Origin of the sequence: Nocardiopsis sp. EMB25, assembly GCF_026797795.1 — a bacterium.
In the GTDB taxonomy this organism is placed as follows: Bacteria; Actinomycetota; Actinomycetes; order Streptosporangiales; family Streptosporangiaceae; genus Nocardiopsis; species Nocardiopsis lucentensis.
In genome coordinates this window covers 1,238,236-1,263,742 of sequence record NZ_JAMTDN010000001.1, presented here as the reverse complement: position 1 = coordinate 1,263,742, position 25,507 = coordinate 1,238,236, and the positions used below count along the sequence as shown (strand labels likewise).

The 25,507-nt window shown below is 72.2% G+C and carries 22 protein-coding genes; 11 read left to right on the top strand and 11 right to left on the bottom strand.

Annotated features, from left to right (window positions below):
* Positions 1-32: 32 nt before the first annotated feature.
* On the bottom strand, positions 33-1,421 hold the full coding sequence (locus tag KIK06_RS05445) for a family 2 encapsulin nanocompartment cargo protein terpene cyclase (protein ID WP_268642190.1): 1,389 nt from the start codon (positions 1,419-1,421) through the stop codon (positions 33-35).
* A gap of 35 nt (positions 1,422-1,456) precedes the next feature.
* The gene (locus KIK06_RS05440) at positions 1,457-2,860 is read right to left on the bottom strand and encodes a family 2B encapsulin nanocompartment shell protein (protein ID WP_017601572.1); all 1,404 of its coding nucleotides are present in this window, start codon (positions 2,858-2,860) and stop codon (positions 1,457-1,459) included.
* Positions 2,861-3,574: 714 nt separating this feature from the next.
* Between KIK06_RS05440 and KIK06_RS05435 the strand changes: the two genes are divergently transcribed.
* From KIK06_RS05435 to KIK06_RS05415, 5 genes are all read left to right on the top strand, one after another.
* On the top strand, positions 3,575-4,435 hold the full coding sequence (locus tag KIK06_RS05435; RefSeq protein ID WP_268642188.1) for an SDR family oxidoreductase: 861 nt from the start codon (positions 3,575-3,577) through the stop codon (positions 4,433-4,435).
* Between the two features lie 185 nt (positions 4,436-4,620).
* Positions 4,621-5,058 (top strand): winged helix-turn-helix transcriptional regulator, encoded by a 438-nt coding sequence (locus tag KIK06_RS05430; RefSeq protein ID WP_268642186.1) that lies wholly within the window; start codon positions 4,621-4,623, stop codon positions 5,056-5,058.
* 54 nt (positions 5,059-5,112) lie between these two features.
* Positions 5,113-5,910, top strand: coding sequence for a siderophore-interacting protein (locus tag KIK06_RS05425; RefSeq protein WP_017601575.1), 798 nt, complete (start codon positions 5,113-5,115; stop codon positions 5,908-5,910).
* A gap of 124 nt (positions 5,911-6,034) precedes the next feature.
* Entirely contained in the window at positions 6,035-6,511 is a 477-nt protein-coding gene (locus tag KIK06_RS05420) for a YbaK/EbsC family protein (RefSeq protein ID WP_268642185.1), read from the top strand.
* Between the two features lie 90 nt (positions 6,512-6,601).
* A complete protein-coding gene (locus KIK06_RS05415; protein WP_268642184.1) occupies positions 6,602-8,923 on the top strand; it encodes an FdhF/YdeP family oxidoreductase in 2,322 nt (773 codons plus the stop codon).
* 164 nt (positions 8,924-9,087) lie between these two features.
* Here KIK06_RS05415 and KIK06_RS05410 read toward each other — a convergent pair whose 3' ends face one another.
* The gene (locus KIK06_RS05410) at positions 9,088-9,960 is read right to left on the bottom strand and encodes an EamA family transporter (protein WP_268642183.1); all 873 of its coding nucleotides are present in this window, start codon (positions 9,958-9,960) and stop codon (positions 9,088-9,090) included.
* 68 nt (positions 9,961-10,028) lie between these two features.
* On the opposite strand from KIK06_RS05410, the gene KIK06_RS05405 reads away from it, so the two are divergent.
* Entirely contained in the window at positions 10,029-10,898 is an 870-nt protein-coding gene (locus KIK06_RS05405) for a LysR family transcriptional regulator (protein WP_268642182.1), read from the top strand.
* A gap of 33 nt (positions 10,899-10,931) precedes the next feature.
* Here KIK06_RS05405 and KIK06_RS05400 read toward each other — a convergent pair whose 3' ends face one another.
* Positions 10,932-12,278 (bottom strand): TIGR01777 family oxidoreductase, encoded by a 1,347-nt coding sequence (locus KIK06_RS05400; RefSeq protein WP_268642181.1) that lies wholly within the window; start codon positions 12,276-12,278, stop codon positions 10,932-10,934.
* A gap of 195 nt (positions 12,279-12,473) precedes the next feature.
* Complete coding sequence (aroQ, locus tag KIK06_RS05395) at positions 12,474-12,941, bottom strand: type II 3-dehydroquinate dehydratase (RefSeq protein ID WP_268642180.1); 468 nt, start codon at positions 12,939-12,941, stop codon at positions 12,474-12,476.
* 151 nt (positions 12,942-13,092) lie between these two features.
* On the opposite strand from aroQ, the gene KIK06_RS05390 reads away from it, so the two are divergent.
* From KIK06_RS05390 to KIK06_RS05380, 3 genes are all read left to right on the top strand, one after another.
* Complete coding sequence (locus tag KIK06_RS05390) at positions 13,093-14,889, top strand: acyl-CoA dehydrogenase (protein WP_268642179.1); 1,797 nt, start codon at positions 13,093-13,095, stop codon at positions 14,887-14,889.
* A 200-nt stretch (positions 14,890-15,089) separates the two neighbouring features.
* The gene (locus KIK06_RS05385; RefSeq protein ID WP_268642178.1) at positions 15,090-15,854 is read left to right on the top strand and encodes a hypothetical protein; all 765 of its coding nucleotides are present in this window, start codon (positions 15,090-15,092) and stop codon (positions 15,852-15,854) included.
* An 88-nt stretch (positions 15,855-15,942) separates the two neighbouring features.
* Positions 15,943-16,749, top strand: a complete 807-nt coding sequence (locus KIK06_RS05380) for a hypothetical protein (protein WP_268642177.1) — start codon at positions 15,943-15,945, stop codon at positions 16,747-16,749.
* 21 nt (positions 16,750-16,770) lie between these two features.
* Here the strand turns inward: KIK06_RS05380 and KIK06_RS05375 are convergent, their stop codons facing one another.
* The 5 genes from KIK06_RS05375 to rpmG all read right to left on the bottom strand — a co-directional run bounded on the left by KIK06_RS05375 (position 16,771) and on the right by rpmG (position 22,205).
* Positions 16,771-19,047: a lysylphosphatidylglycerol synthase transmembrane domain-containing protein gene (locus KIK06_RS05375; RefSeq protein ID WP_268645859.1), complete on the bottom strand. Its 2,277-nt coding sequence runs from the start codon at positions 19,045-19,047 to the stop codon at positions 16,771-16,773.
* Between the two features lie 266 nt (positions 19,048-19,313).
* Entirely contained in the window at positions 19,314-21,407 is a 2,094-nt protein-coding gene (locus KIK06_RS05370; protein WP_442789740.1) for an acyltransferase family protein, read from the bottom strand.
* Positions 21,408-21,549: 142 nt separating this feature from the next.
* Entirely contained in the window at positions 21,550-21,723 is a 174-nt protein-coding gene (gene rpmF, locus KIK06_RS05365; RefSeq protein ID WP_017601854.1) for a 50S ribosomal protein L32, read from the bottom strand.
* Positions 21,724-21,778: 55 nt separating this feature from the next.
* The gene (locus tag KIK06_RS05360) at positions 21,779-22,021 is read right to left on the bottom strand and encodes a type B 50S ribosomal protein L31 (protein WP_017601855.1); all 243 of its coding nucleotides are present in this window, start codon (positions 22,019-22,021) and stop codon (positions 21,779-21,781) included.
* A gap of 19 nt (positions 22,022-22,040) precedes the next feature.
* Complete coding sequence (rpmG, locus tag KIK06_RS05355; RefSeq protein ID WP_268642175.1) at positions 22,041-22,205, bottom strand: 50S ribosomal protein L33; 165 nt, start codon at positions 22,203-22,205, stop codon at positions 22,041-22,043.
* A 175-nt stretch (positions 22,206-22,380) separates the two neighbouring features.
* Between rpmG and KIK06_RS05350 the strand changes: the two genes are divergently transcribed.
* Positions 22,381-24,159, top strand: a complete 1,779-nt coding sequence (locus KIK06_RS05350) for a PhoX family protein (RefSeq protein ID WP_268642174.1) — start codon at positions 22,381-22,383, stop codon at positions 24,157-24,159.
* 377 nt (positions 24,160-24,536) lie between these two features.
* On the opposite strand, the gene KIK06_RS05345 is transcribed toward KIK06_RS05350, so the two are convergent.
* Complete coding sequence (locus KIK06_RS05345) at positions 24,537-24,923, bottom strand: hypothetical protein (protein ID WP_268642173.1); 387 nt, start codon at positions 24,921-24,923, stop codon at positions 24,537-24,539.
* A 157-nt stretch (positions 24,924-25,080) separates the two neighbouring features.
* Between KIK06_RS05345 and KIK06_RS05340 the strand changes: the two genes are divergently transcribed.
* Complete coding sequence (locus tag KIK06_RS05340; RefSeq protein WP_268642172.1) at positions 25,081-25,443, top strand: HEAT repeat domain-containing protein; 363 nt, start codon at positions 25,081-25,083, stop codon at positions 25,441-25,443.
* Positions 25,444-25,507: the final 64 nt, after the last annotated feature.

Sequence of the window (25,507 nt, the reverse complement as noted above, 5' to 3'; positions counted from 1 at the left end):
ACCGGGTCGGAGGGCACGCGCCCCCCGGACGTTCAGTCGTTGCTCGTGCCGTGGTAGCGGCCGCTCGACGAGTGCCACTCACGGCTGCCGCCCAGCCAGGCCCACGTGCCCGCCAGGAACCGGCGCAGCTCAGGTGAACCGGCCGCGGCCAGGGCCGAGGCCTCGGCCTCGAAGGTGTGCATGAGTTCGTCGTGGATCTGGACGGTCCGCTCGACGGCCTCGCCCAGCGAGCAGTCCTCCTCGGTGGCGATCAGCCGGGGCAGGCTGAAGTCACCGGGGTCCTCCTTGGCCATGGAGTACAGGTCGTTGACGATCACGGTGGCGGTGCCCGCCAGCGTGAACGCCCGGCGGACCCGGGGGTCGGCGAACTCGCCGTAGGGCAGCTCGTAGCCCGCGATCGCGTCGATGAGGACCATGCACGGGATGAAGCTGTTCTCGTGCCGGTGCATGAGGAACTCCCACACCGGCGGACGCTGCCCCTGGGCCTGCCAGACGGCCTCCTGGTTGTAGGCGACGAACATGATGCCCAGTTCGTGGCGCAGACGGCGCACCTGCGACGTCGTCGCCATGGTGGACAGGTTGTTGATCGCCGAGCGCAGCGCGACGCACACCGGGTCGTCCCGCACGACCCTTTCCAGCTGCGGCGCGTACCTGAGCGGCAGGTTGGCCTGGTCGATGACCGAGTGGGCGATCGCCAGGCGCTGGCCGAGCAGCTCCGGCCGCGCCTCCTCCACCTCCCCGTCGACGTAGTGGTCGTCCACCGACCACTCCGACAGACCGCACTTGGCCGCCACGAGCAGGCGGTCGGGATCGTCGGTCTCGGGGTGGGCGAGCATCATCAGCCGCCCGAACTCGGCCTTCCTGATCTTGTCGAGCTGGCCGGGGTAGATCCCCACCTCCTCGGCCCACGCGACCAGGCGGCGGTCGACCTCCTCCCCCAGGGCGGGGTCGTCCCGCAGGGCCGGCGGACAGTACAGCACCAGGTCCTGACGGCCCTTCCTCGGCCGCGGCTCGACGTGGGGAGCGGCCCTGCCCTCCGCGATCTCCTCGACCTGACCGTTGGATCCGCCCGGCAACCTCGGTCCGGGCGGGGCGGCCGGGATCCGCGGCGCCGCCCCCCACCGGGGGGAGGCCGGGGCACCGCCCCCGCGGGGGGCCGAGGCCCCCGCGGGGGCGGCACCGGGTGCCGGTGCGACGCGCTCGGGGAGCAGGGCCGTGGCCGCCGCGCTGCCGAGTCCCGTGGGTCGAGTGGCCAGCCGGGTCGTGGCGGCCCCTTCCTGGACCTCCGTCCCGGCCGGAGCGGTCAGCGGGGCGAACAGGTCCCGCCCACCGGGCCGTTTCGGGTCACGGAGCAGGAGATCCACCAGGTCGACCGCCGAGTGGGTGGCGGTGGAGGCGGACATCCGGGACAGCAGTGACACCGTCTCAGTCCTCCTTCCCTGTCAGCGGAGAACGGTCAGTCACGCGGCCGGACCTCGACGTTCTCCAGGATGCCGAGGGCGTCCGGGACGAGGACCGCGGCGGAGAAGTAGGTGCTGACCAGGTAGGAGATGATGCCCTTCTCGGAGATGCCCATGAACCGGGCGTTGAGGCCGGGCTCGACCTCGTCGGGCAGGCCGGTGTGGTGCAGGCCGATGACGCCCTCGTTGTCCTCACCGGTACGGACGGCGATGATGGCGGAGGTCTGCTGCGCGGAGATCGGGATCTTGCCGCAGGGCAGGATCGGGACACCGCGCCAGGCGGGCAGGTGGTGGCCGTTGACGTCGACGGTGCCGATGGGCAGGCCGCGCTTGTTGCACTGCTTGCCGAAGGCGGCGATGGCCTTGGGGTGGGCGAACAGGAACTGCGTGTTGCGCCGCATGGTGATGAGGTCGTCGAGGTCGTCCGGGGTGGGCGGCCCCTCCTGGGTCTGGATCCGCTGCTTGAAGTCGGCGTTGTGGAGCAGGCCGAAGTCGCGGTTGTTGATGAGCTCGTGCTCCTGGCGCTCGCGCAGGGCCTGGATGGTCAGACGCAGCTGCTGCTCCGTCTGGTTCATCGGCTTGTTGTAGAGGTCGGCGACCCGGCTGTGCACCCGGAGCACGGTCTGCGCGACGCTGAGCTCGTACTCGCGGGGCTTGAGCTCGTAGTCGGCGAAGGTGGCGGGCAGGTCGGGCTCGCCGTTGTGGCCGGAGGCCAGCGCGATCTCGGCCTCGCCGTAGTTGTTCTGCTGGTGCTTGGGCAGGCTCTGGACGCTGTGGATCTGGGCCTGGAGGCTGGGCGAGTCGTCCACCAGGGCGATGAACTGGTCGCGGGGCAGCTCCAGCAGTGTGCCCGCGGTCGCGGCCTTGACCGTGAACTCCCAGTTCGGCTCGGTGTCGAGCAGGTACCGCTCACCGAACTTGTCACCGTCGGCCAGGACGCCCAGGCGGGTGGTCTCGCCGTAGGGCCCCTCGGTGGTCTTGTGCACCCTGCCGTGGGCCAGCAGGTACAGGTGGGTGGCCGGGGTGCCCTCCTGGGCGAGGACGTCGCCGGGCTCGAACTCGCGCTGGACGAACCGGCTCGCGAGGGCGTTCAGGACCGCGTCGTCGTCGTAGCCGCGCAGCAGGGACAGCTCGGCGAGCTCCTGCGGGATGACCCGGACCTCGGAGCCGGTCTGGTGGAACTCGATCCGGCCGTCGCCGACGGTGTAGGTGAGCCGCCGGTTGACGCGGTACGTGCCGCCGTCGGTCTGCACCCACGGGAGCATCTTCTGCACCCAGCGGGAGCTGATCCCCTGCATCTGGGGGGCGGACTTGGTGGTGGTGGCCAGGTTCCGCGCCGCCGCGGTCGCCAGGCTCTGCTGCTCTTCGGTTCGCACCTCAGGAGCTGAGTCGATCGACATCCGCCGTGTTTCTCCTCGTCGTTGGTCGCGGGTCCGTTCCGCGCACTCCGCTGGGGACGCGTCGCGGTCGGGAAGTCCTTGGGAGTTGCTCACGTGCGCCGATCAGCCGTCATCGCTGGTCAGACGCGTTCCGTAAACCGCTGGACACACCAAGAGAGCATCCTTGCGACACACAACCGATTCCCGGTTATTCATGGGGAACTCCTGATCGAACGCATCCGTTTCCCCGTCCCAATCCCATGAAACAAGGGAGGGTCGGCGCGCCCTCCGACCACGCGCCTCGACACCAAAAAACCACACACAACCATGCTGGCCTGCGAGTTTTTCTTCTGGAAAGGAGCCCGACACCCAGAGATCACAACACGACGAGGTGACCGTTTTGCGATCAATATCATGACATAGACGTTGTTTGAGGCAGCGATAACCCAGCGATTTTGGGTCGCCGCGAGAAATGAACTTCCGGCCAATACGCCCTCCTCCCCCGAATGAGGAAGAAACAACGTGAACACACCGCGGCGCCACCGGCGGGCGCCGCCCCCAGACCGCCGGGAGGGGGTGGCGCCGCAAGCACGGAACCCGATACTTACCAAAAGGTAGGTACCTGAGAAAAAGGTGGGTACAAGAAAATTGGAATGTCCCTTCCACCTGGCTGGTTGGCCCCTGACAGCAGCCGGGACCCACTCCCGGCCCTGAGAACGGGAAGGACCATCACTCATGTCCGTCGTCATCACCGGTGCCACCGGCCACCTGGGCCGCCTCGTGGTGGAGGAGCTACTGGACAGGGGCCACGGCGCCGACGGGATCATCGCGGCCGGACGGGACACCGATCGGCTCTCCGCCCTGGCCGAGCGTGGTGTGCGCACCGCACGGATCGACTTCGAGGACCCCGCCTCGCTGAAGGCCGCCTTCGAGGGCGCCGACACCGTCCTGCTGGTCTCCGGTAGCGAGATCGGCGGGCGGGTGCCCCAGCACCGCAACGCGATCGAGGCCGCCACGGCGTCGGGAGTCGGGCACCTCGTCTACACCAGTGCGCTGCGCGCCGACGCCTCTCCCCTGACCGTGGCTCCCGAGCACAAGGCGACCGAGGAGATCATCGCCGCCTCCGGGATCCCCCACACGATCCTCCGCAACGGCTGGTACAGCGAGAACTACGCCGCGGCCGTCCAGCAGGGGCCCCGGACCGGAAGCATCATCGGCGGCGCCGGACAGGGCAGGATCTCCTCGGCCGCCCGGGCCGACTACGCCGCGGCCGCCGCCGTGGTCGTGGCCTCCGGAGAGGGGCACGGCCAGATCCACGAACTCGCCGGGGACACCGCATGGACCATGGAGGAGCTGGCGGCACGGGTCGCGGAGGCCTCCGGCTCCCCCGTGGCGTACCGGGACCTGGGTGAGCGGGAGCACCGGCAGGCGCTCACCGACGCGGGTCTTCCCGAGGCGTTGGTGGACATGCTGGTCTCCACCGACCAGGCCGCCTCCCAGGGTTGGCTCGAGGAGGACTCCGGCGCCCTGTCCCGGCTGATCGGCCGCCCGACCACTCCCCTGGAGGAGAGCGTGGCCGCGGCCCTGTCCTCCTGAGTGAGGGCCCGGAGAAGGATCTCGCCCCGGTTCCTCACGCCAGCGCCGCACCCTCCGGTACCGGCGTGAGGGGCCGGGCCCGCCCCGGAGGTGAGCGCCGTCAGCGTTCCTCGGGTTCGGCGGTGGTAGGTCCACCGACCGAACATCCCAAAAGTTGGGTACCCAACCATGGGTAAGTTAAGAGTATGAGCGACGACATTCCCGCGAACACGCCCGCGACGGTCATCCGAGGGCGGGTCATGTCCGCGGACTGCCCCTCCCGCCGCCTCCTGGGCGACATCACCAGCAAGTGGGGGGTCCTCGTCCTGGTCTCCCTGCGCGGCGGACCCCGGCGCTGGAGTGAACTGCTGCGCGGCATCGGCGGCATCAGCGAGAAGATGCTCGCCCAGACCCTGCGCACGCTGGAGGGCGACGGGATCGTCCTGCGCGAGGCTCGGCCGGTCGTGCCCCCGCACGTGGAGTATCGCCTCACCGCCGCGGGACACGAGGTCACCGATCTACTCCTCCCCCTGCTCGACTGGGCGGAGACCCACGTGCCTCTGGCGGTCGGCGAGGATGGCGGCCCCACCGGCGAGGGACAGGCGGCGGCACCCCGCGTCGACGACAGGAGTTGGTTAGGCTAACCTAACGACGTGCGGCCGGTGTCGGCCGCGTCCCCCGTGGAGGAGAGAGGCCCCGTGCGCGTCGAACAGCCCAGCCACCGCGCGATGCTCCGGACCCGTGTCGTGCGCACGGAGCGGACCAGCGAGCACTTCGTCACCGTGACCCTGGGCGGTGAGGATCTGGCGGACTTCCCCTACCTGGGCCGCGACCAGTTCGTCCGTGTCTTCCTGCCGCGGGAGGGCCAGGACCGGCTGCACATGCCCACGAGCGCCGACCGCAAGTGGGTCGTCCAGCTCTACGCCATGCCCAAGAGCAGACGCCCGCACGTGCGCAACTACACCGTGCGCGGCTTCGACCCCGAGCGGCGCGAACTCGACATGGAGTTCGTCGACCACGGCGACGCCGGTCCCGCCTCGGCCTGGGCCGGCGCCGCCCGACCCGGCGACGAGATGGGCATCCTGGCCGAGGGCGCCTACTACCAGCCCTCCGAGGACGCCGACTGGCAGCTGCTCGTCGGGGACGAGAGCGCCGTGCCCGCCCTGGTGTCGATCCTGGAACAGGCCCCCGACGACCTGCGCGCCCAGGTCTACATGGAGGTCCCCTCCGAGGACGACGTCCGTGACCTGACCGCCCCTCCCGGCGTGTCCGTGCACTGGTTGCCGCGCACGGATCCGCACGCCGTCCCCGGTGCCCTGGCCCTGGAGACCGTCATGGCCGCCGACCTTCCCGGAGGCCGCCCCTACTGCTTCGTGGCCGGGGAGAACAAGCTGGCCACCGGACTGCGCCGGCACCTGGTCCGCGAACGGGACGTACCCAAGCCCGACATCTCCTTCATCGGCTACTGGCGCCACGGCCGCGCCGCCATGGACTGACCGACTGACCCCGGGCCGCCCGGGCGACGGAGCCGTCCACGGATCACCGGCCGCGTGGTAGAACGAGGATCCACGGTCGGTGCGGCGGCGCGTACGGGAACGCGAGCGAGGGGACGGGACACCCATGGGTGAGGAGCTTCCGGAACGCAGCCGTCAGGTGGCCGAGGCGCTGGAGCGCGCCGGAGCGCGAGGCACGGTACGTGAACTCCCGGCTTCGGCGCGCACCGCGGCGGAGGCCGCCGACGCCCTGGGCTGTGAGGTGGGCGCGATCGCCAACAGTCTGGTGTTCATGGCCGACGAGCGTCCTCTGCTGGTCATGACCAGCGGACGGCACCGGGTCGACCCCGTCCTGCTCGCCGAGCGGCTCGGACGCGATCGCATCCGCCGCGCCACCGCCGAGGAGGTGCGCTCCGCCACCGGCCAGGCGATCGGCGGCGTCGCGCCCGTGGGACACCCGGCCCCCGTGGAGACCGTGGTCGACACCGCGCTGGAGGACTACCCGCGCCTGTGGGCCGCCGGGGGCACCCCGCACACGGTGTTCCCCACCGACTACACGGAACTGGTCAAAATCACCGCCGGGACCCCCGCCGCGGTCAACTAGACCGTGGCCTGCGGGCCCTCCGCCTCGCTCCGAGCCGCCCGTCCACACCCCGCCCCCGCCTGGTTCCGCACGGGGGCGCGCGGTGGAACAATGCGGAGTGTGACACACCAGCACTCCGCACAGCCCGACCCCGCCCAGGACGCCCCTCGGGTGGGACCTCCCAAGAAGAGCGCCGTCGGCCTGCCCGCCGTCCTCAACAGCGTCCGCCAGGTGGGGGAGCACGCCGGGGTCCGGCGCGGGGTGCCCGCCATGCTCGCCGTGAACCAGAAGCGCGGCTTCGACTGCCCCGGGTGCGCCTGGCCCGAACCCGAACGGCGGCACCGGGCGGAGTTCTGTGAGAACGGTGCCAAGGCCGTCGCCGAGGAGGCCACGGCCAGGGCGCTGACCTCCGGGTTCTTCGCCGAGCACCCGGTCGCCGAGTTGGCCGGGCGGTCCGGCTACTGGCTGGGCCGGCAGGGCCGTCTCACCGAGCCCCTGTACCTGGCCGAGGGCGCCACCCACTACGAGCCGGTCACGTGGGACCGGGCGCTGGACCTGGTGGCCGAGGAGTTGCGCGGTCTGGACTCACCCGACGAGGCCGTCTTCTACACCTCCGGCCGCACCAGCAACGAGGCCGCGTTCTGCTACCAGCTGTTCGCGCGGGCCCTGGGCACCAACAACCTGCCCGACTGCTCGAACATGTGCCACGAGTCCTCCGGATCGGCGCTGACCGAGACCCTGGGCGTCGGCAAGGGGAGCGTGTCCCTGGAGGACGTGCACCAGGCCGACCTGATCATCGTCGCGGGACAGAACCCGGGCACCAACCACCCCCGCATGCTCAGCGCGCTGGAGCGCGCCAAGCGGTCGGGCGCGCGGATCATCACGGTCAACCCGCTGCCGGAGGCGGGGCTGCGCGACTTCCGCAACCCGCAGACGGCACGGGGCCTGATCGGGCGCGGCACCGAGCTCACCGACCTGTTCGCGCAGATCCGTCTGGGCGGTGACCTGGCGCTGTTCTCGGCGGTGAACCGGCTCCTGCTGGAGGCCGACCAGCGCGGGGAGGAGGTTCTCGACCGGGCGTTCGTCGACCGGCACACGCACGGATTCGAGGAGTTCTCCCGCGAACTGCTGGCCGAGCCGGAGGAGGAGTTCTGGCCGCGCGTGGAGCGGGCCACCGGACTGGACCGCGAGCTGGTCGAGCGCCTCACACAGATGGTGACCGCCTCCGAGCGGATCGTGGTGTGCTGGGCGATGGGTCTGACCCAGCACAAGCACTCGGTGCCCACCATCCGCGAGGTGGTCAACTTCCTGCTGCTGCGGGGCAACGTGGGACGGCCGGGCGCGGGCGTGTGCCCGGTGCGGGGGCACTCCAACGTGCAGGGCGACCGCACGATGGGGATCTTCGAGCGCCCCGCGGACGCGTTCCTGGACGCCCTGGGCGCGGAGTTCGGGTTCGAGCCGCCGCGCGAACACGGGTGGGACACCGTCGACTCCATCCGCGCGATGGCGGAGGGGCGGGTGCGGGTGTTCTTCGCGATGGGCGGCAACTTCGTGGCGGCCTCGCCTGACACCCTGGTCACTGAGGACGCGATGCGCCGCGTGGACCTCACGGTGCACGTGTCCACCAAGCTCAACCGCTCGCACGTGGTCACCGGGACACGCGCGCTGATCCTGCCCGCGCTGGCGCGCAGCGACCGCGATCTGCGCGACGGCCGCCCCCGCTGGGTGACGGTCGAGGACTCCATGGGGATGGTGCACGCCTCGCACGGGGTGCTGCCGCCGCTGTCGGAGGGGATGCGCTCGGAGGTCGACATCATCCGCGACCTGGCGGCGAGGGTGCTCGGCGAGAGTCCGGTGGCGTGGTCGACCTTGGCCGACTACGACCGGATCCGTGACCATGTGGAGGCGGTCGTGCCGGGGTTCGAGGACTTCAACGCCCGAGCACGGCGGCCCGGCGGGTTCACGTTGCCGCACGCCCCGCGCGACGACCGGAGGTTCCCCACCGCGACGGGGCTGGCCAACTTCACCGTCAACGGCCGCCACGCGCCGGAGGTCCCGGAGGGGCGGCTGCTGTTGCAGACGTTGCGCTCGCACGACCAGTACAACACCACGATCTACGGGCTCGACGACCGCTACCGCGGCATCCACGACGGCCGCCGGGTGGTGCTGGTCAACCCCGACGACGCCCGTGAACTGGGCCTGGCCGACGGCGACTACACCGACATCGTCGGCGAGTGGCACGACGGCAGGGAGCGGCGCGCGCCGCACTTCCGGGTGGTGCACTACCCGACCGTACGCGGGTGCGCGGCCGCCTACTACCCGGAGACGAACGTGCTGGTGCCGTTGGACTCCACCGCCGAGGTGAGCAACACGCCCACGTCGAAGTCGGTGGTGGTGCGGTTCGAGGCGGACTCGGGGGCGGCCGCCGTCTGAACCGGGGCCACCCCAGGGAGTCACCGTTCGGGCGCCGACAGGGTTCTTATGGATAGGTGTGCGCCGTAGGCGTCCGTTGAAGGCGCCCGCCCCGCCGCGAAGCGGCCCCTCGGGTGGTGGAGGGCGACGGGCGGGCCGAAGCGAGACGCCAGGCGAGACCTGTGTCAGCGCCGGGTGACCGCGACCGCGTTGGCGGTGACGATCACGGCGACGGCCGCCCACGAGGCCCAGTCCAGGTACTGCCGGAGCACCACCATGCCCACCAGGGCCGCGAGCACCGGGTTCACACTCATGAAGATCCCGAAGTACCGGGCGGGTACGCGCCGCAGGGCGAGCAGATCCGCCAGGAACGGGACGGCGGAGGAGAGGACCCCCGCGACCAGGGCGCAGGTCAGCGCCGCGCCGGTCGGCGGATGGTGCCACAGCGCCACCGCGCCCACCGGCAGGTACAGCATCCCCGAGACGACCGCCGCCGCGGCCGAACCCTCCAGGCCGGGTACGCGTGCGCCGACCTCCCGGTTCAACAGGATGTAGCACCCCCAGCACACGGCGGCCAACAGCGCCAGCGCGACACCGACGTGGTCGCTGCTGGGCTGGGGGCGCACGAGGACCGCGACCGCGCCGACCGCGGCCAGGGCGAGGCCCACATCGGCGCGGCGGCGGGAGGTGGCCAGAGCCACGGTCAGCGGTCCGAGGAACTCCAGAGTGACCGCCAGGCCGAGCCCGACGCGGTCGATCGCCGCGTACAGCGACAGGTTCATGGTCGCGAACACCACGGCCAGGCCCAGGACGGGGCGCCACTGCGCGGCGGTGAAGGTCCACGGTCGGGGCCGCCCGACGCACAGAAGGGTGACGGCGGCCACCCACTGGCGGACGGCGACCGTGCCCGCCGGGCCCATGACCGGGAAGGCGAGCGCGGCGACGGACGCCCCCACCTGGTTGGACAGGGCGCTGCCCAGCATCAGCGCCGTCCCGGACCAGCGGTCGGAGCCGGTCGGCGGCCCGGCGGCGGTTGTGGTCGAGTCACGAGTGGCCATGCCACGACTCTCGGCGGTCCGGATCCATACGCAAAATGCATCCGACGCACGTTCTATACGATGGGCGTATGGATGGGAACACGGCTCTGGAGCTGCGGCACCTGCGCTGCCTCGTGGCGATCGTCGACACCGGGGGGTTCAGCGACGCCGCGCTCGAACTGGGGGTGTCGCAGGCCTCGGTCTCGCGCACGCTCTCGTCCCTGGAGCGGATCCTGGGCGTGCGCCTGCTGCACCGCACCAGCCGGGTGTGCACCCCGACCACGGCCGGGGTGCAGGTCCTGGTTCGGGCGCGCCACCTGCTCGCGGAGGCCGACAACCTGCTGCGCGAGGCGACGAGCGGCCACACCCGGCTGCTCGTCGGACACGCGTGGTCGGCGATGGGCCGCCACACCGCCGAGTTCCAACGCCTCTGGCGCGAACGGCGCCCCGACGTCGAACTGCGTCTGGTGCGCAACAACTCCCCCACGGGCGGCCTCGCCGAGGGCACCTGCGACCTGGCCGTGGTGCGCACCCCCGTCGACGTGCGCCGTTACGACCACGCCGTCGTGGGACACGAAGCGCGCTATGTGGCCCTGGCCGCCGATGATCCGTGGGCGCGCCGCCGCTCGGTGCGCCTGGCGGAGATCCGCGAGCGCACACTCGTGGTGGACCGGCGCACGGGCACCACCACGGTGAACCTGTGGCCCGAGCACTCCCGCCCGGCGTTGGAGTACACCCATGACGTCGACGACTGGCTCGCCGCCATCTCCACGGGCCGCTGTGTCGGCATCACGCCGCGGTCCACGGTGGCCCAGTACCGCCGCGACGGGCTCGTCTACCGGCGGGTGCGCGACGCCGACCCGGTCCCGGTGCACCTGATCTGGCGGCGCCACGACCCGCACCCCGCCACGCACGCGGCGGTCGCCCTGCTCGCCGACCTGTACCGCGAGCGCGGCTGAGTCCGGTCGGCGGCGAGCCGACCGCGGTCGGGCTCAGGCGGGCCGGTGGCGGCCGAACAGATGGGCCAGCGCGCCGTCCAGCCTCGGGTACCGGAACGTGTGCCCGGCGGAGCGGAGGCGTTCGGGAGCGACACGTTGATCGGCCAGGGCCACCTCCTCGGCGCCCTGGCGGCCCAGGAGTAGCGCGGGGCCGAACGCGGGGACCGGCAGCGGAGCGGGGCGGCGCAGGGTCGCGGCCAGGACGCGGGCGTGCTCGGCGCCGCGCACCGGGTTCGGGGCCACCGCGTTGACCGGTCCGGCCAGGCCTCCGTCCAGGACGGCACGGACGTAGACGTCGGCGAGGTCGTCCACTCCGATCCACGACAGCCACTGGCGGCCGTCGCCGATCCGGCCGCCCAGTCCGGCGGCGAACAGGGGGTACTGCAGCCCCAGCACACCGCCCGCCGGGGTCTGCACGATGCCGGTGCGCACCTGGACGCAGCGCAGGCCCGCCTCGGCGGACGGACGGGCCGCCGACTCCCAGTCGGCGACCAGGTCGGCGAGGAACCCGTCGCCGCGGGGACTGTCCTCGGTGAGGACTTCGTCGCCCCGTGTGGGTCCGTAGTAGCCGATCGCCGAGGCGGTGACGAACACGCGGGGGCCGTCGGCGGCGCCCGCGGCGACCTCGGCCAGGGCGCGGGTGGGGCCCACGCGGCTGTCGCGCAGGGCGGCCCGGTGGGCCTCGGTGAACCGGCCGAACAGGGGCTCGCCCGCCAGGTGCACGACCGCGTCCACACCGTCGAGCAGGTCGGCGGCGGGAGCACCGGGGTCCCACCGGCGCTCGTCCCGGCCGTGCGCAGTTCGGCGGACCAGGCGGATCACACGGTGTCCACCAGTGGTGAGCAGGGCGCACAGGTTGCGTCCCACGAGTCCGCTCGCCCCGGTGACCGCGACCGTGACCGGGGTGTCGTGCCAGGCGCGGGCTCGGGCCCCGGCGGCGAGGTCGTCGGCGAGTTGGGCGTGCCGGTAGACGAACATCGGCCGCAGCAGCGTGTTCGGCAGGGTGGTGGCGATCCGGTCGGTCACCAGGGTGGCGTCGTCGGCCTCGACGGCGAAGTCGTGGACGTGGGTCCAGCTCAGCAGCGGCGCCAGCGGCCGGGAGACCAGCCGGTCGGCGAACCGGCGCGGCGGATCGTAGCGTTCGGGCAGGTGGGCGGCGACCCAGCGCACTCCGCCCGGAAGGCCGAGCACGGCGGTGCCGTCGCGCAGGGAACCGGTCTCGGTGAGGGGGCGGACGGGGTGCCAGGGCGGGGCGAGCCGGGCGAGGGCCCCCGGCCGGGTGTGCCAGTCGAAGACCTCGTCCCGTGGTGCGGGCACCACGCTGGAATACCGGAAGACCATGCCCCTCCCTCGATCTCGCGCTGGGACCACGCTAACGCGCCGGATCCGCCGAGGACGTCCGCCCCCGCGCGTCACGCGGCGCGACCCCATGTGACACCGCACACACCCGTAGACCGCACATCTTCCGCGACCTGCCCGGACACCCCGTCCGCGGGTCGTGGCCGCCGCCCGAGCACCGTGGGCGCCGGCGGTCCCCTAACGGGAGCGGCGTTCGGCGTCGCGCCGCAGGACCGCGCGCAGTCCGAGCTCGTAACCGAACACGCCGCACCCGGCGACGTACCCGGCGGCCACCGGCGCGGTCACGGAGGTGTGCCGGAACTCCTCACGGGCGTAGACGTTGGAGATGTGCACCTCCACCACCGGCGCCTCGACGGCGTCGATCGCGTCGCGCAGCGCGATGCTGTAGTGGGCGTAGGCCCCCGGGTTGAGGACCACTCCCGCCCAGTGGCGTGCGGCGTGGACGTGGTCGACCATCGCGCCCTCGCTGTTGCTCTGCGCGCAGACCACCTCCACCCCCAGCTCCTCGCCCAGCTCGACCACGCGCCGCTCGACCTCGGCGAGCGTGGTGGTGCCGTACTGCTCGGGGTCGCGGGTGCCCAACAGGTTGAGGTTGGGGCCGTTGAGCAGTAGGACGGTACGGGAGTGGTCGAGGCCGTCGGTCATCGAGCGGATACTCCTTCACGCTGGTCGGATCCCCTCAGCCTAGGGCGTTTCCCGATCCCCGCACCGGCCGGGGTGGCCCCGGTCACGTCCGCGCCCGACGGAGCGGATAGCATACCGACCAGTCGGTTGACGATTGTCGAGGAGGCAGCCCGTGACATCCACCCTGTTGTCCGCACGCGACGTGCGGTTCCTGCTCTACGAGTGGCTGAACGTGGACTCCCTCACCGGTCGCCCCCGGTACGCCGAGCACTCGCGTGAGACCTTCGACGCCGCGCTCGACCTCGCCGAACGCGTGGCCACCGACCACTTCGCCCCGCACAACAAGGCCAACGACGCCTCCGAGCCGCGCTTCGACGGCGAGCGCGTCCACGTCATCCCCGAGGTCCGCAAGGCCCTGGAGGTCTACGCCGAGACCGGCCTGGCGGCGATGTCCATGGACGCCTCCGTCGGCGGGGCGCAGATCCCCCAGGTCGTCGCCAGCGCGTGCAACGCCTACTTCCAGGCCGCCAACCTCGCCACCTCCGCCTACCCCTTCCTGACCTCCGGCAACGCCCGCCTGCTCCTGGCCCACGGCACGCCCGAGCAGATCGACACGTGGGTCCGGCCCATGGTCGAGGGCCGTTTCACCGGAACCATGTGCCTGTCCGAACCCCACGCGGGCAGCTCCCTGGCCGACATCACCACCCGCGCCGAGGACGCCGGGGACGGCACCTACCGGATCTTCGGCAACAAGATGTGGATCTCGGCGGGCGACCACGAGCTGACGGAGAACATCGTCCACCTGGTGCTGGCCAAGCTCCCCGGTGGGCCGCCCGGGGTCAAGGGCATCTCGCTGTTCGTCGTGCCCAAGTACCTGGTGGCCGGGGACGGGTCGACCGGGGAGCGCAACGACGTCGTCCCGGCCGGGCTCAACCACAAGATGGGCTACCGGGGCACGGTCAACGCCCTGCTCAACTTCGGCGAGGGCGCGCACACCCCCGGCGGCGCCCCGGGAGCCGTCGGCTACCTGGTCGGTGAGCCGCACCAGGGCCTCGAGTACATGTTCCACATGATGAACGGCGCCCGGATCGGTGTGGGCGCGGGGGCCATGGCCGTGGGCTACACCGGTTACCTCAAGTCCCTGGCCTACGCGCGCGAGCGCCTCCAGGGCCGCCCGCTCGGTGAGAAGGACCCCTCCCGACCGCAGGTGCCCATCGTCGAGCACACCGACGTGCGCCGGATGCTGCTGGCCCAGAAGAGTTACGTGGAGGGCGCCCTGGCCCTGGTCCTGTACTGCGCCCGGCTGGTCGACGAGACCGCCAGCGCCGCCGACGACGCGGCGAGCGAACGCGCGCGGCTGCTCTTGGACATGCTCACGCCGATCGTCAAGAGCTGGCCCTCCCAGTGGTGCCTGGAGGCCAACAGCCTGGCCATCCAGGTGCACGGCGGATACGGGTACACGCGTGAGTACGACGTCGAGCAGCACTACCGGGACAACCGCCTCAACGCGATCCACGAGGGCACGCACGGCATCCAGGCCCTGGACCTGCTCGGCCGCAAGGCCGTCCTGGACGGCGGCGCGCGGCTCGGAGTGTTCCTGGAGACCGCCCGGGAGACCGTCGAACGGGCGCGCGGCCTCGGCGGCTCCGAGGCCGAGTTCGCGGACCGGCTGGCCGCGTCCTTGGACCGGGCCGCGCAGACCACCGCCGCAGCCTGGGCGGACGGCGATCCCGCGGTGGCCCTGGCCAACGCGACCTCCTACATGGAGGCGGTGGGGCACGTGGTGGTCGCGTGGATGTGGTTGGAGCAGCTCGTCGCGGCGCACGGCCGCGAGGGCGCGTTCTACGAGGGCAAGCGCGCGGCGGGCGCGTTCTTCTTCCGGTACGAGCTCCCCCGCACCGGGCCGTGGTTCGACCTGGTGGCCTCGCGCGACCGTACGGTGCTGGACGTGTCCCCGGACGTGCTCTGAGCCCGCGGGAACTCAGGCGCGCCGGCCGCGGCTCCAGGCGACGGTAGGACGGCCGGGACCCACCGGCGACGGATCGGGCTCGGCGTCCCCGCCCTCGGGGAAGGCCGCGGCCGTTCTCACCCGAAACCGGAACTTCGTGTGTCCGGTTCGCGTCAGAACGTGATGAACACCCCGTCATCACCTCCCCCTGAGAGGCCGTCATGCCGTCGCGCCACCGTGTGTTCCCCACCCTGCCGCTGGCCGCCCTCCTCCTGGCCGTGGGCTGCGCACCGGGACCGCACCTGCGCTCCAGTGAGCGCCTCGACGACCTCCTGCTCGGCCCCGACGCGTATCCGGACGGATTCACCGTCGAAGCCGTACCGATCGACGCCCTCGACGAGATGGCGGTGTCCGAACCGGTGGTCGACGGCGTCGAACCCGCCGAGTGCGCGCACATGTTCGACGAGGGGACGGCGGGGCTCCCGAAGGGGGCCGCCGAAGGCGCCGCGCAGATCGCCACCTCCGCCATCCCGCCCGTCCTGTACGGCTACGTGCTGGCGTCGGGCGGTCCTGCCGAGGACACCGCCGCGGGCTGGGCCGGCCTGGTGGACCGGTGCTCGGAGATGACGGCGGTCGTGGACGGACTGGAGCTGCGGGGCGGCCTGACCGCCGAGGACTCGCCGTACCTGCCCGACGGAGGCGGGATGGTCGCGATGGATCTGACGCGCAACGGGATGGACATGTCCGCGCGCGTCGCCTGGGGCCGGGTGGGCGATGTCCACTTCGTCCTGAGGTCCCGGGACCTGGACGCGGCGCCCGCGGTCTCGACACCGGATCTGGTCGACACCTGCGTCGAGGTCCCCACCGACTTCGACTGCGTCGAGGAGCAGCGCGAGGAGAGGGCCGCCCAGGCCCGTGCGAGGGCGGCCGACGAGTTCGGAGTCGTGCTGTTCAGGGCCGTGCGGGCCCTGGAGGAGGAGGGCTGAGCCGGGAATCCGTCTCCGTCGCGGAACCGCGCGCTCGCGACAGGCGTCAGAGGGAGCCGAACCCCGTCACCTCGTTGGAAGGGTCCCGATGCCTCCGGTCCGCGGACGCCGCACACTCCTGTACCTCCTCCCCCTCGCCGCGCTGGTGGCGGCTGTCGGCTGCGCGCCGCGCCTGGAACTGCAAAGTGCCCCGCGCCTGGAACCCCTGCTGCCGGAGTCCGACGCCTATCCGGAGGGGTTCTCGTTCGAGCGCCTCGACCTCGACGCGCTGAACGAGATGTCGGTGTCCGCCGCCCATCCGTTCGAGGCCTCCGGACTCTCCCGTTGCGAGGAGGCGGTGAACCGGGCGACGCGGCCGTTTCCCGAGGGACCCGCCGGGGTCACCGGACAGCGCGCGCTCTCGCGCACCGAACCCCCCGCCATCTACTCCTACGCACTGGTCTTGGGTGAGGCCCCCGAGGAGTGGGCCGACGCCTCGGAGGGGGTGTCCTTGGACAGCTGTTCCAACGCGAGAGTGGCCCTGGACGAGACCGAGATGAGTGGCGGAGTGACCGTCGAGGACTCCCCCGCCCTGCCCGAGAACGGCCGCATGATCTCGGCGGCCCTGTCCGACGCAGGCGCGGAACTGTTCGTGCGGAGCGCGTGGGGGCGGGTCGGGAACGTCCACTTCACCCTGATGTACACCGAGCCGAACGACGACCCGTCATCCTCGTCGTCCTCATTGTCCTACGACGTCATCGAGGCGTGCAGCGACTCCAACCCGGGCAGCTCCGAATGGAGCGACTGCTACGACCAGCAGGTGCTGGAGCGCGCCGACCAGGACCGGCAGCAGACGGCGGACGAGTTCGACGCGGTCCTGACCGCGGCCATGGACGCCCTGGCGGACAGCGCCTGAGCCGCCCCGCCCGCACCGGCCTCAGACGGCCTCGCGCCGCTGGAGGTAGGAGAAGGCCCCCCACCCCGGCAGCACCGGGAACCAGAAGGTGAGCACCCGGAACAGCAGGACCGCCGGGAGCGACACCGCCGCCGGTACCCCGACGACCGTGGTCAGACCGCCGATCAGCGCGGCCTCCACCGCGCCCAGCCCGCCGGGGGTGGGCGCGGCCGACCCGATCGCGTTGCCCGCCAGGAAGACGACCGCGACCGCGACCAGGCTGACCCCCGTGTCCGGCCCGGCGAAGGCCAGCACCGAGAAGTGCAGGCACAGCACGAACGCCACGGTCAACAGCACCGTCCCGCCCAGCCCGAGCGCCAGGCTGGCCGGGCGTTGGAGGGTGTCCAGCAACCGGGGCAGCACCCCCCGCAGGTAGGGCCCGACCCGCTCCGCGACCCGGCGCCGCAGGCCGGGTAGGAGCAGGACCGCGGCGACGGTGGCCGTGCCCGCGACGCTGACACCGATGACGGTGGGTGAGGGGGTGAAACCCGTCCAGTACGAGGTCCCCGTCAGGTAGGCGCACACCAGCAGGAGCGGCACGTGCACCAGGAACCCGACGAGCTGGGTCAGGCCGACCGCCGACAGCGCCAGCGGCGCGGGCGCGCCCGCCTTGACCACGAAACGGCTGTTGATCGCGATCGAGCCCAGCCCGGCGGGGGCGGCGATCCGCACGAACGAGCCCGCGTACTGCACCATGACCGTGCGCCACCACGGCAGCGGGATGGGGACGAACCCGATGAGGACCATCGCCGCGGCGACCATGCACAGGGTCGCCATGGCGAACGCGGCGACCGTCCAACCGGGGTCGGCGTCGCCGATCCCCCGCAGGTCCACACCGGCGAGCTGGTAGGCCAGGACCAGTCCGACCGCGGTGGCCACGATCACGCTGACGATCGTGCGCGGCCGCATCCGCTCCAGTCGCGCCGGCGCGGCGGGCGCCTCCGGTGCGACCTCGACGATCCGCGCGCGCAGGTCGCTGAGCAGATCCGGTCGCGACCGCAACCGCGCGCGCAGGGGGTAGGGCAGCCCCGCGGCCTGGAGCAGCGGCAGGACACGGGCGGTGGCGGGAACGCCCAAGGCGCGCACGGCCGACGCGACGGCGCGCTCCGCGCCCACGCGCAGCGCCAGGAGCGTCACCATGGCGGCGGCGTCCAGGGAGATCCTGAGCTGGGGGGCGGCCACGGCGCCGCGGTCGACACCGGTCAGGGCCACGGTCGCGGAGTCGTCGTCGAGGATCCCGACGGTGGCCGGGCTGAGGTTCCCGTGGGCGACGCGGCGGTGGTGCAGGGCGCCGAGCACCGACCAGCAGCGGTCGAGCAGGTCGTCGGTGAGGTCGGCCTCGTCCAGCGCGTCCAGGGTGCGGACGGGGAGGAGTTCACGAGCCAGGAGGACCGTTCCGGGGCCCACCTCGCCGACCGCCCGGACCCGGGGGACGGTGACCCCGGCCTCGCGGGCGCAGAAGCTCATCAGCGCGGCGTGCTCGGCGCGACGGCGGACCCCGTAGAGCATCCGCGGCGCGACGGGGCCCCGCAGGAGGAGCAGGTCGCGCAGGCGCCACCAGAAGCCGGTGGTGTTCTCCGAACTCATGACGGCCACCTCCACGCGGGTGCCGTCGTCGAGGTCGGCGACGTGGCGGGGGTTGCCCTCGTCGTCGGTGCCCGCCTGGCTGATGTCGGTGGTGGTCATGCCGAACCGGTGCATCTCGGCGTGGATGCGCCCGTCCGCGCGCGGCGCGGGTCCGGCGCCGACGGCGTAGCGGGCCAACGCCGCGCAGACGAGGCCGACCAACACGGTCATGACGAGCGCGAGGACACTGGTGACCAGGGCCAGCAGGGCGCACACGGCGACGAGGGCGACCCCGGTCCACAGCAGCGCGCGGACCCGGGGCTGGCCGGAGGGCATCGTGCGGACGAAGGCGATCGCCGCGGCGACGTAGCCCAGGGTGGCGTTGGTGAAGACGTCGCCCGGTGTGCCGGTGAGGGTGTCCAGGACCTGCCGGGAGCCCAGGAGGGCCGCGAGGAGGGCGTTGATCAGCGAGGCCAGGGCGTAGGCGCTGACCGCCGCCGTGACCGCGCGGACCAGGTCCCGCAGACGGCCCTGGAGCAGGGTGCGCAGGACGACGAAGCAGACCAGGACGATGAGCAGGAGGTTGGCGCCCACAGCGACGAGGAGGAGCAGGCCCAGGGGCAGCAGCGCGCGCAGTTGGGCCGGGCCGGTGACCGGTTCGCCGTCGGAGAGGACGCGCACGGCGAGCAGCATCGAGGCGACGGCGAGGAGCCCGACGGTACCGACGAGCAGGTCGACGGGTCTGCGCGGGGCGCGCGCGGCGTGGGGCCCCGGAGCGGGGGTCTGCGCTTGGGTTGGGGTTGTCACGCCCCCAGGGTGCCCGACCGGCGGCGGTCCGCCGACCACGTGCCGGGGCGTGTTCCGCGGATGCCGCTCGCCCGGCGGGCACGGGGCGGCGCCGCCGGCCGGTACGGTCGCGCCGGGGCGTGGGGGCGGCCCCGGGGCCCGGAGCGCTGGATCTACCAGCTCTCGGCTCGGGCCCACCGCCGTTCCAGCTCCGGGGCCAGGGTGCGCATGAACGTCGCGCCGACGTGGCTGCCGTCCCAGTACACGAGGACGTTGCCGATCACCGGGCGGCACACGTCGGGTGCGCAGAACCGGTCGGTCAGGTCCAGCACCGTCACGTTCGCGGGCACCTCGGCCCCCTCCAGCGGTGAGACCGGCGCCATCGACTCCTCCGGGGCCGAGACGCACTGGTCGGGCGCGGCCCCGGCCAGGCAGCCGGGCACGTCGAAACCGAATCTGGGCGTGTCGCGCACGGCGACCACGTCGATCCCCATGTCCCCGAGTTCGCGCCACCGGTCCACGTAGCCGTCCACGACCTGCTCCTCGCCGTACCCGGCCGAGGTGTCCAGGCTGGTCGTCGTGCCCGTGGTGAAGACCGTGTCGGGCCGCAGCCGCGCGAGCTCGGCCATCACCCCGCGGTTCCACTCCGCGCACGACGTGTACGGCTCACCCTTGTAGGTCTGGGGGGCGTCGGTGAACAGACAGGCGCCCTTGACGATGTTGACCAGCCGCCAGTCGTGGGCCAGGGCGATCTCCTCCAGCGCGGGGAACCAGTGCGCCGCGTGCGAGCCGCCCACCAGAGCCACCGTGCGCACGGGTTCGTCGGCTCCGTAGACGCACGTGATCACCTCGGCGTCGGCGGTCGTCTGGTTGCAGCCGTCGCCGTAGGTCACGGGCGCGTCCTCGACCGCGCGGGCCGGTGGCGGATAGATCGGCAGGTCCGGCGCCTCGGCCCCGTCGACCACGGCGGCACCCGGATAGCTGCGGCCGTCGGCGGCCAGCCTCTCCCACCGGGCGCGTTCGGCCGCCTGGAGTCCGGACCAGGTCCCGGCCGTGAGCAGGACCGGCAGCAGGCAGGCCAGGGCCACCGCCGTCCCGCGCCGCACCGCCCGCCCTCCGTCCCCGCGCCCCAGCGCGGCCAGCCGGTCGGCCACCGGGGTGGTCGCCGCCGCCAGCAGGACCGACACCGCCAGGACGGCCGCCCCGCCCCACGGGGTCGCCAGGCCGCGTCCGGTGACGGACAGGTAGAACACCAGCAGCGGCCAGTGCCACAGGTACAGCGCGTAGGAGATCGAGCCCAGGTAGCGCAGCGGCCGCAGGGTGAGCAACCGGTCGACCCCGAAAGCCGAACCGGAGGTACCCGCCACGACGACGGCCACCGCGGCCAGGGTGGGCCACAGCGCCGCGTACCCGGGGAAGACCGACGACACACGCAGCAGCGCCCCGCACAGCACCAGCGCCGCCAGGCCGCTCCAGCCCAGCGCCACGCGCACCGCCCGTGGCGGCTCCGCCCGCGACGACAGCAGGGCCAGCAGCCCGCCGAGAGCGAACTCCCACAGCCGGGCGCCGGTGTCGAAGTAGGCCCACGGCTGGTCGGCCCGGGTCATCACCACCGAGTAGGCCAACGAGAACACGAAGACCGCGGACAGGGCGACGAGCAACGGGGTACGCGGGTCGCGTCCGCCGCGCCGGGCCGCCCACACGACCGCCGCGATCAGCACGGGCCACACCAGGTAGAACTGCCCCTGTACTGACAGGGACCAGAAGTGCTGGAACGGATCGAGGTCGCCCTCCCGGGCCAGGTAGTCCACCGAGCCCAGTGCCAGACGCCAGTTCGTGTGGTGGAGCAGGGCCGCGACCGCGCCCCCGGGCGCCTCGCGCCACGCCGTCTCGGGCATGAGCAGCCGTGTCGCGGCCAGTGTCGCCAGGACGACGACGGCGGCGGTCGGCACCAGGCGCGCTGCCAGTCGGGCCAGGAAGGAGCCGTAGCCGATCCCCCCGCCGGTGGCCGCGCGCGCCAGGGAGCCGGTGATGAGGAAACCCGTCAATACCAGGAAGACGTCCACACCGCCGGAGACCCGCCCCAGCCAGACGTGGTAGGCGGCCACCAGGAGCACGGCCACGGCACGCAGGCCGTCGATCTCGGGTCGGTGCCCGCCGGTGCCGGCGACGGTGTGTCGCACACGCCCGTTCCTGCCGGGGGCGGTGAGGAGGGACACGGGCGGGTGCTCGCTTTCACGGGGCCAGGGCGTGGGGGGAGCGGCCATTGTGCCCGCCCCGGATGACCGCGGGACGTACTCCGGTTGAACTGTGTCCCACCGCCGCCGTGCCGGGTGGACGGTGGTACGCGCCGCTCGGGGTGGGGCCGCGGCCGCGGGCGGCCGCGGCCCCGTGCGGCCCGGGGGGCGGTCAGACCGGCGGTGCGGGCAGCAGGCCGCGCCGGTAGGCCCGCACGAGGTGGCGGGGGACCAGGTGGTCGCGTCCGCCGAGGGTCACGGGGACCAGTTCGGGCGCCGTGGCCTTCCACTGGGCGCGGCGTGTGCGCGTGTTGGCGCGGGACATCTTCCGTTTGGGTACGGCCATGGGTCGGTCCTCACCTGTGGGATACGGGAGGGCGGGGGCGGCGCCCCGCCGGTCGTCAACGCTGGTAGCGCCGGTTGAAGCGCTCCACTCGCCCGGCCGTGTCCACCACGCGGGCGGTACCGGTGTAGAACGGGTGGCTGGCGCTGGAGATCTCGACGTCGATGAGCGGGTAGGTCCGCCCGTCGCTCCACTCGATCGTCCTGTCGCTGGTGACGGTCGACCGGGTGAGGAACGCGAAGTCGGCCGCGCGGTCGCGGAAGACCACGGGGTGGTAGGCGGGGTGGATTCCGGGTTTCATGTCGCCTCCTGGCGGTGGGTCAGCGCTCCTCGCGGAACTCGACGTGTCGGCGGGCGCGCGGGTCGAACTTGCGCAGGACCAGCCGGTCCGGGGTGTTGCGCCGGTTCTTGCGGGTCACGTACGTGTAGCCGGTTCCGGCGGTCGACCGGAGCTTGATGATGGGCCGTAGTTCGTTGCGTGCCATGGGGATCCTCCTGTGTCCGTCACTGGAACACAATGATAACCGTTTTCATTCCCACCTCGGACGACACGCGCGCCCCCAGGGGCGTACACCCAGAACATCACCCAATGTGTTTTTCTCGTCACGAAACGCAGTGTTCGCGGTCGGTGTGACGAGCACCGAAAACGAGGAGAGGGCCATGGCGCACCGCACGAACGACCACGGGCACCCCAGCCGCAGAGCGGCCCTGCGCACCGGGGCGGGTCTGGGGACGCTGGCCGCCGCCGCCCTGGCCGGGGTCCCCCTCTCCCCCGCCCACGCGGCACCGGTGGACGGCGCCTCCGTGACCTTCTCCTCCGTCCCCATCGCCCGAACCGACGACATCACCGTCCCCCCCGGATACACCGCCCACGTCATCGCCCCCTGGGGAACACCGCTGCACTCGTTCGGCCCGAAGTGGCGGCCGGACGCCGCCAACCCCGCGGCCGAGGCACGGCTCCAGATCGGCACCGGGCACTCGGGGCTGCACTTCCTGCCCGTCAACCCCCGCCGCGAGGGCACCCGCAGCGGACTGCTCGTCATCAACCACGCCTCCGCCGACCCCGTGCTGCTGCACGCCGACGGAGGCCGTGCCGCCACCTTCGAGCGCACCGCCAAGGAGATGGTCTCCCTGGGCGCATCCGTCGTGCGGGTCAAGCTCTCCAACGGGCGCTGGAGGATGACGGGCTCGGACGTCAACCGCCGGATCACCGCGTCGTCGCACGTCACCTTCTCCGGCCCCCTGCACGGACACGACGTCCTGGAGGCGGGTTCCGGTGCGCGCGGGGTCCTGGGCGGCACCGCGCACGCGGTCACTCCCTGGGGCACCTACCTGACCGGGGAGGACACGATCTCCGACGTCTTCGGCACCGGGCAGCGGAACTGGCGTCCCAGCGAGGCGCACCGGCGTTACGGACTGGCGGCCGACGGCTCCGCCTACGACTGGCACCTGCACCAGCCCCGGTTCGACCTGGCCGAGTCACCGGACGAACCGTACCGGTTCGGCTGGACGGTGGAGGTCTCCCCCTGGAACCCGGTCTCTCCCCCGGTCAAGCGCACCGCCCTGGGCAGGATCGCGCACAACGGCGCCGTGGTCGCCGAGTCACGCGGGCGCCCGGTGGTCTACATGAGCGACACCGGCCACGTGTACAAGTTCGTCGGTGAACACGCCTGGCAGGACGTGCGGACCGCGACCGCCAGCCCCCTGGACGAGGGCACACTGTTCGCCGCGCGGTTCGACGACGACGGCACCGGCCAGTGGATCAGGCTCGAACACGGCCGCGACGGCCTCACCGAGGCGCGGGGCTTCCACGATCAGGCCGACGTGCTCCTGCGGGCCCGGGAAGCGGCCGAGGCCGTGGGAGCGACCGAGCTGCGCTCGCCCGGCCGCCCGACCGTGCACCCCGAGACGGGTGAGGTGTACCTGCCCGAGGCCCGGGAGGGCCGCGGCGGCAGGGTGCTGGTCTGGACCGAGGGATCAGGCGACCACGGGGCGACGGTGCTGGGGTGGCGGGAGTTCGTCCGGCCGGGTTCCTCCGACGACTCCGACGGCGCCCGGTTCGCCGCCCCGGGCGGAGTGTACTGCGGCGGCGACGGACGGCTGTGGATCACGACCGACGTCGTCCGTCTGGGCGACGACGATCAGCGCGCCGACCTGGGCAACAGCGCGCTGCTGTGCGCCGACCCCGAGACGGGGCGGGTGCGCCGGTTCCTCACCGGTCCGCGCGGGTGCGGGATCTCCGGCGTCACCGCAGCCCCCGACCAGCGAACCCTGTTCGTCAGTGTGCGGGGCCCGGGATGGTCGGGATCGCCGCTGGGCGACCCGACCGCGGCCGACCCGCGCGTGGTGAGCAACTGGCCCGAGCACGCGCGTGGGGGTCGTCCCCGTTCGGCCGTCGTGGTGATCCGCCGCGAGGACGGCGGCGTCGTGGGCACCTGACTTCTAATCCGATGGCCGCAGGTTCGAATCCTGCCGGGTGCGCCACAAAACCCCAGGTCAGACGAGGTGTACGGAGTCGAACAGGCGAGGCGTCAGGCCCGGATCCGGGCCTGAAATGCTCCGTGTGTGCTCCCCAGTGCAAGGTCCAGTACAGGTGGGCGAGGACCTCGCGGAGCATTTTGCCATCCCGTGACCCTGGCGGCTCCATGCCGGGGGCGCCCCCTGTCCGCCCACCAGCGCCCCGCCACGGCCCCACACGGCCACGTCCGCCCCCAACCCCCCAACACCCACCCCAGCGGCCAGCCAGGCGCGTCACCCCCCACACACCCCGACACGGGCGCCGCACCACACGGCGGCCAGAGGACGGGGCATCCGGGTCAACGGATCACCTGAATGTTCGGCAGAGGATGGTCCTCCCCGCCGGCCAACTCGATGAGCACTTGGCGCGCAAGCCGTCGGACCTGGTTCCAGCCCTGGTCGCGGGACAGCGCGTCGCTCGTCCACCGGTCCATGTGTTCTGGGCCGCTCATGCTGGCAAACAGCGCGTCGATCTCGCGTAGCGCGGCCAAGACGCTTCCACCGATCTGCTGGTGCTCGATCAGTCGCCCGGCCATGCGGAAGGCGTCGTCGAAGTTCAGGGCGATCTCGTCCACCATGACATGGTGTCGATCCACCCAGGCCGTCTGGTCCGAGGCGTCGGCCGCCAGCAACGCCAGCGCGTCGATGAGCAGTCGTCGGAGAACCGAGAGGTCGGTGGCTTCCACCCCCTGATTGTCGCACGCACCCAGCCCTCAACGAGGCTAGGCCGCAGGAGCACCTGCTCGACTCCTTCTCAGCGGACCATTGATCCGATCCATCACCGGCTTCGCACACGCGAAAACCTCAGGGCGCGTGAGTGGACGAGCCATTAACCTGACTGCCGTGACCACGGGTTTCCATGAGGCGATGCGGTTGATGCGAAGCCGCGATCCGCAACGACAGGAAGATGGCTTCCACCTGCTGCTGACACACGCGGCCGACCACCTCGACGAGCTGGTCCACCAGTTCGAACAGGAACAGAACGACCACGGGCTGCGCTGCTGGCTGCTCGAGCTCATCGGAGAAGCGAGATCTCCAGCCGCCCTCCCGCTACTCAGTGCCCAACTCAACAGCCAGGACGAGTCCCTACGAACCTGGGCGGCCGTAGGACTGGAAAAACTCGATACCCACCAGGCCCGCTCCCTGCTCTGGCAAGCCCGGGCCAACGGGGTGATCTCCTCGATTCGCCACACGCCCACACACTGAAGACGGTGGCCTGTTCACAAGACCACACCGAAAGATTCCGCTCCCAACACCAGGGGACCTTTCA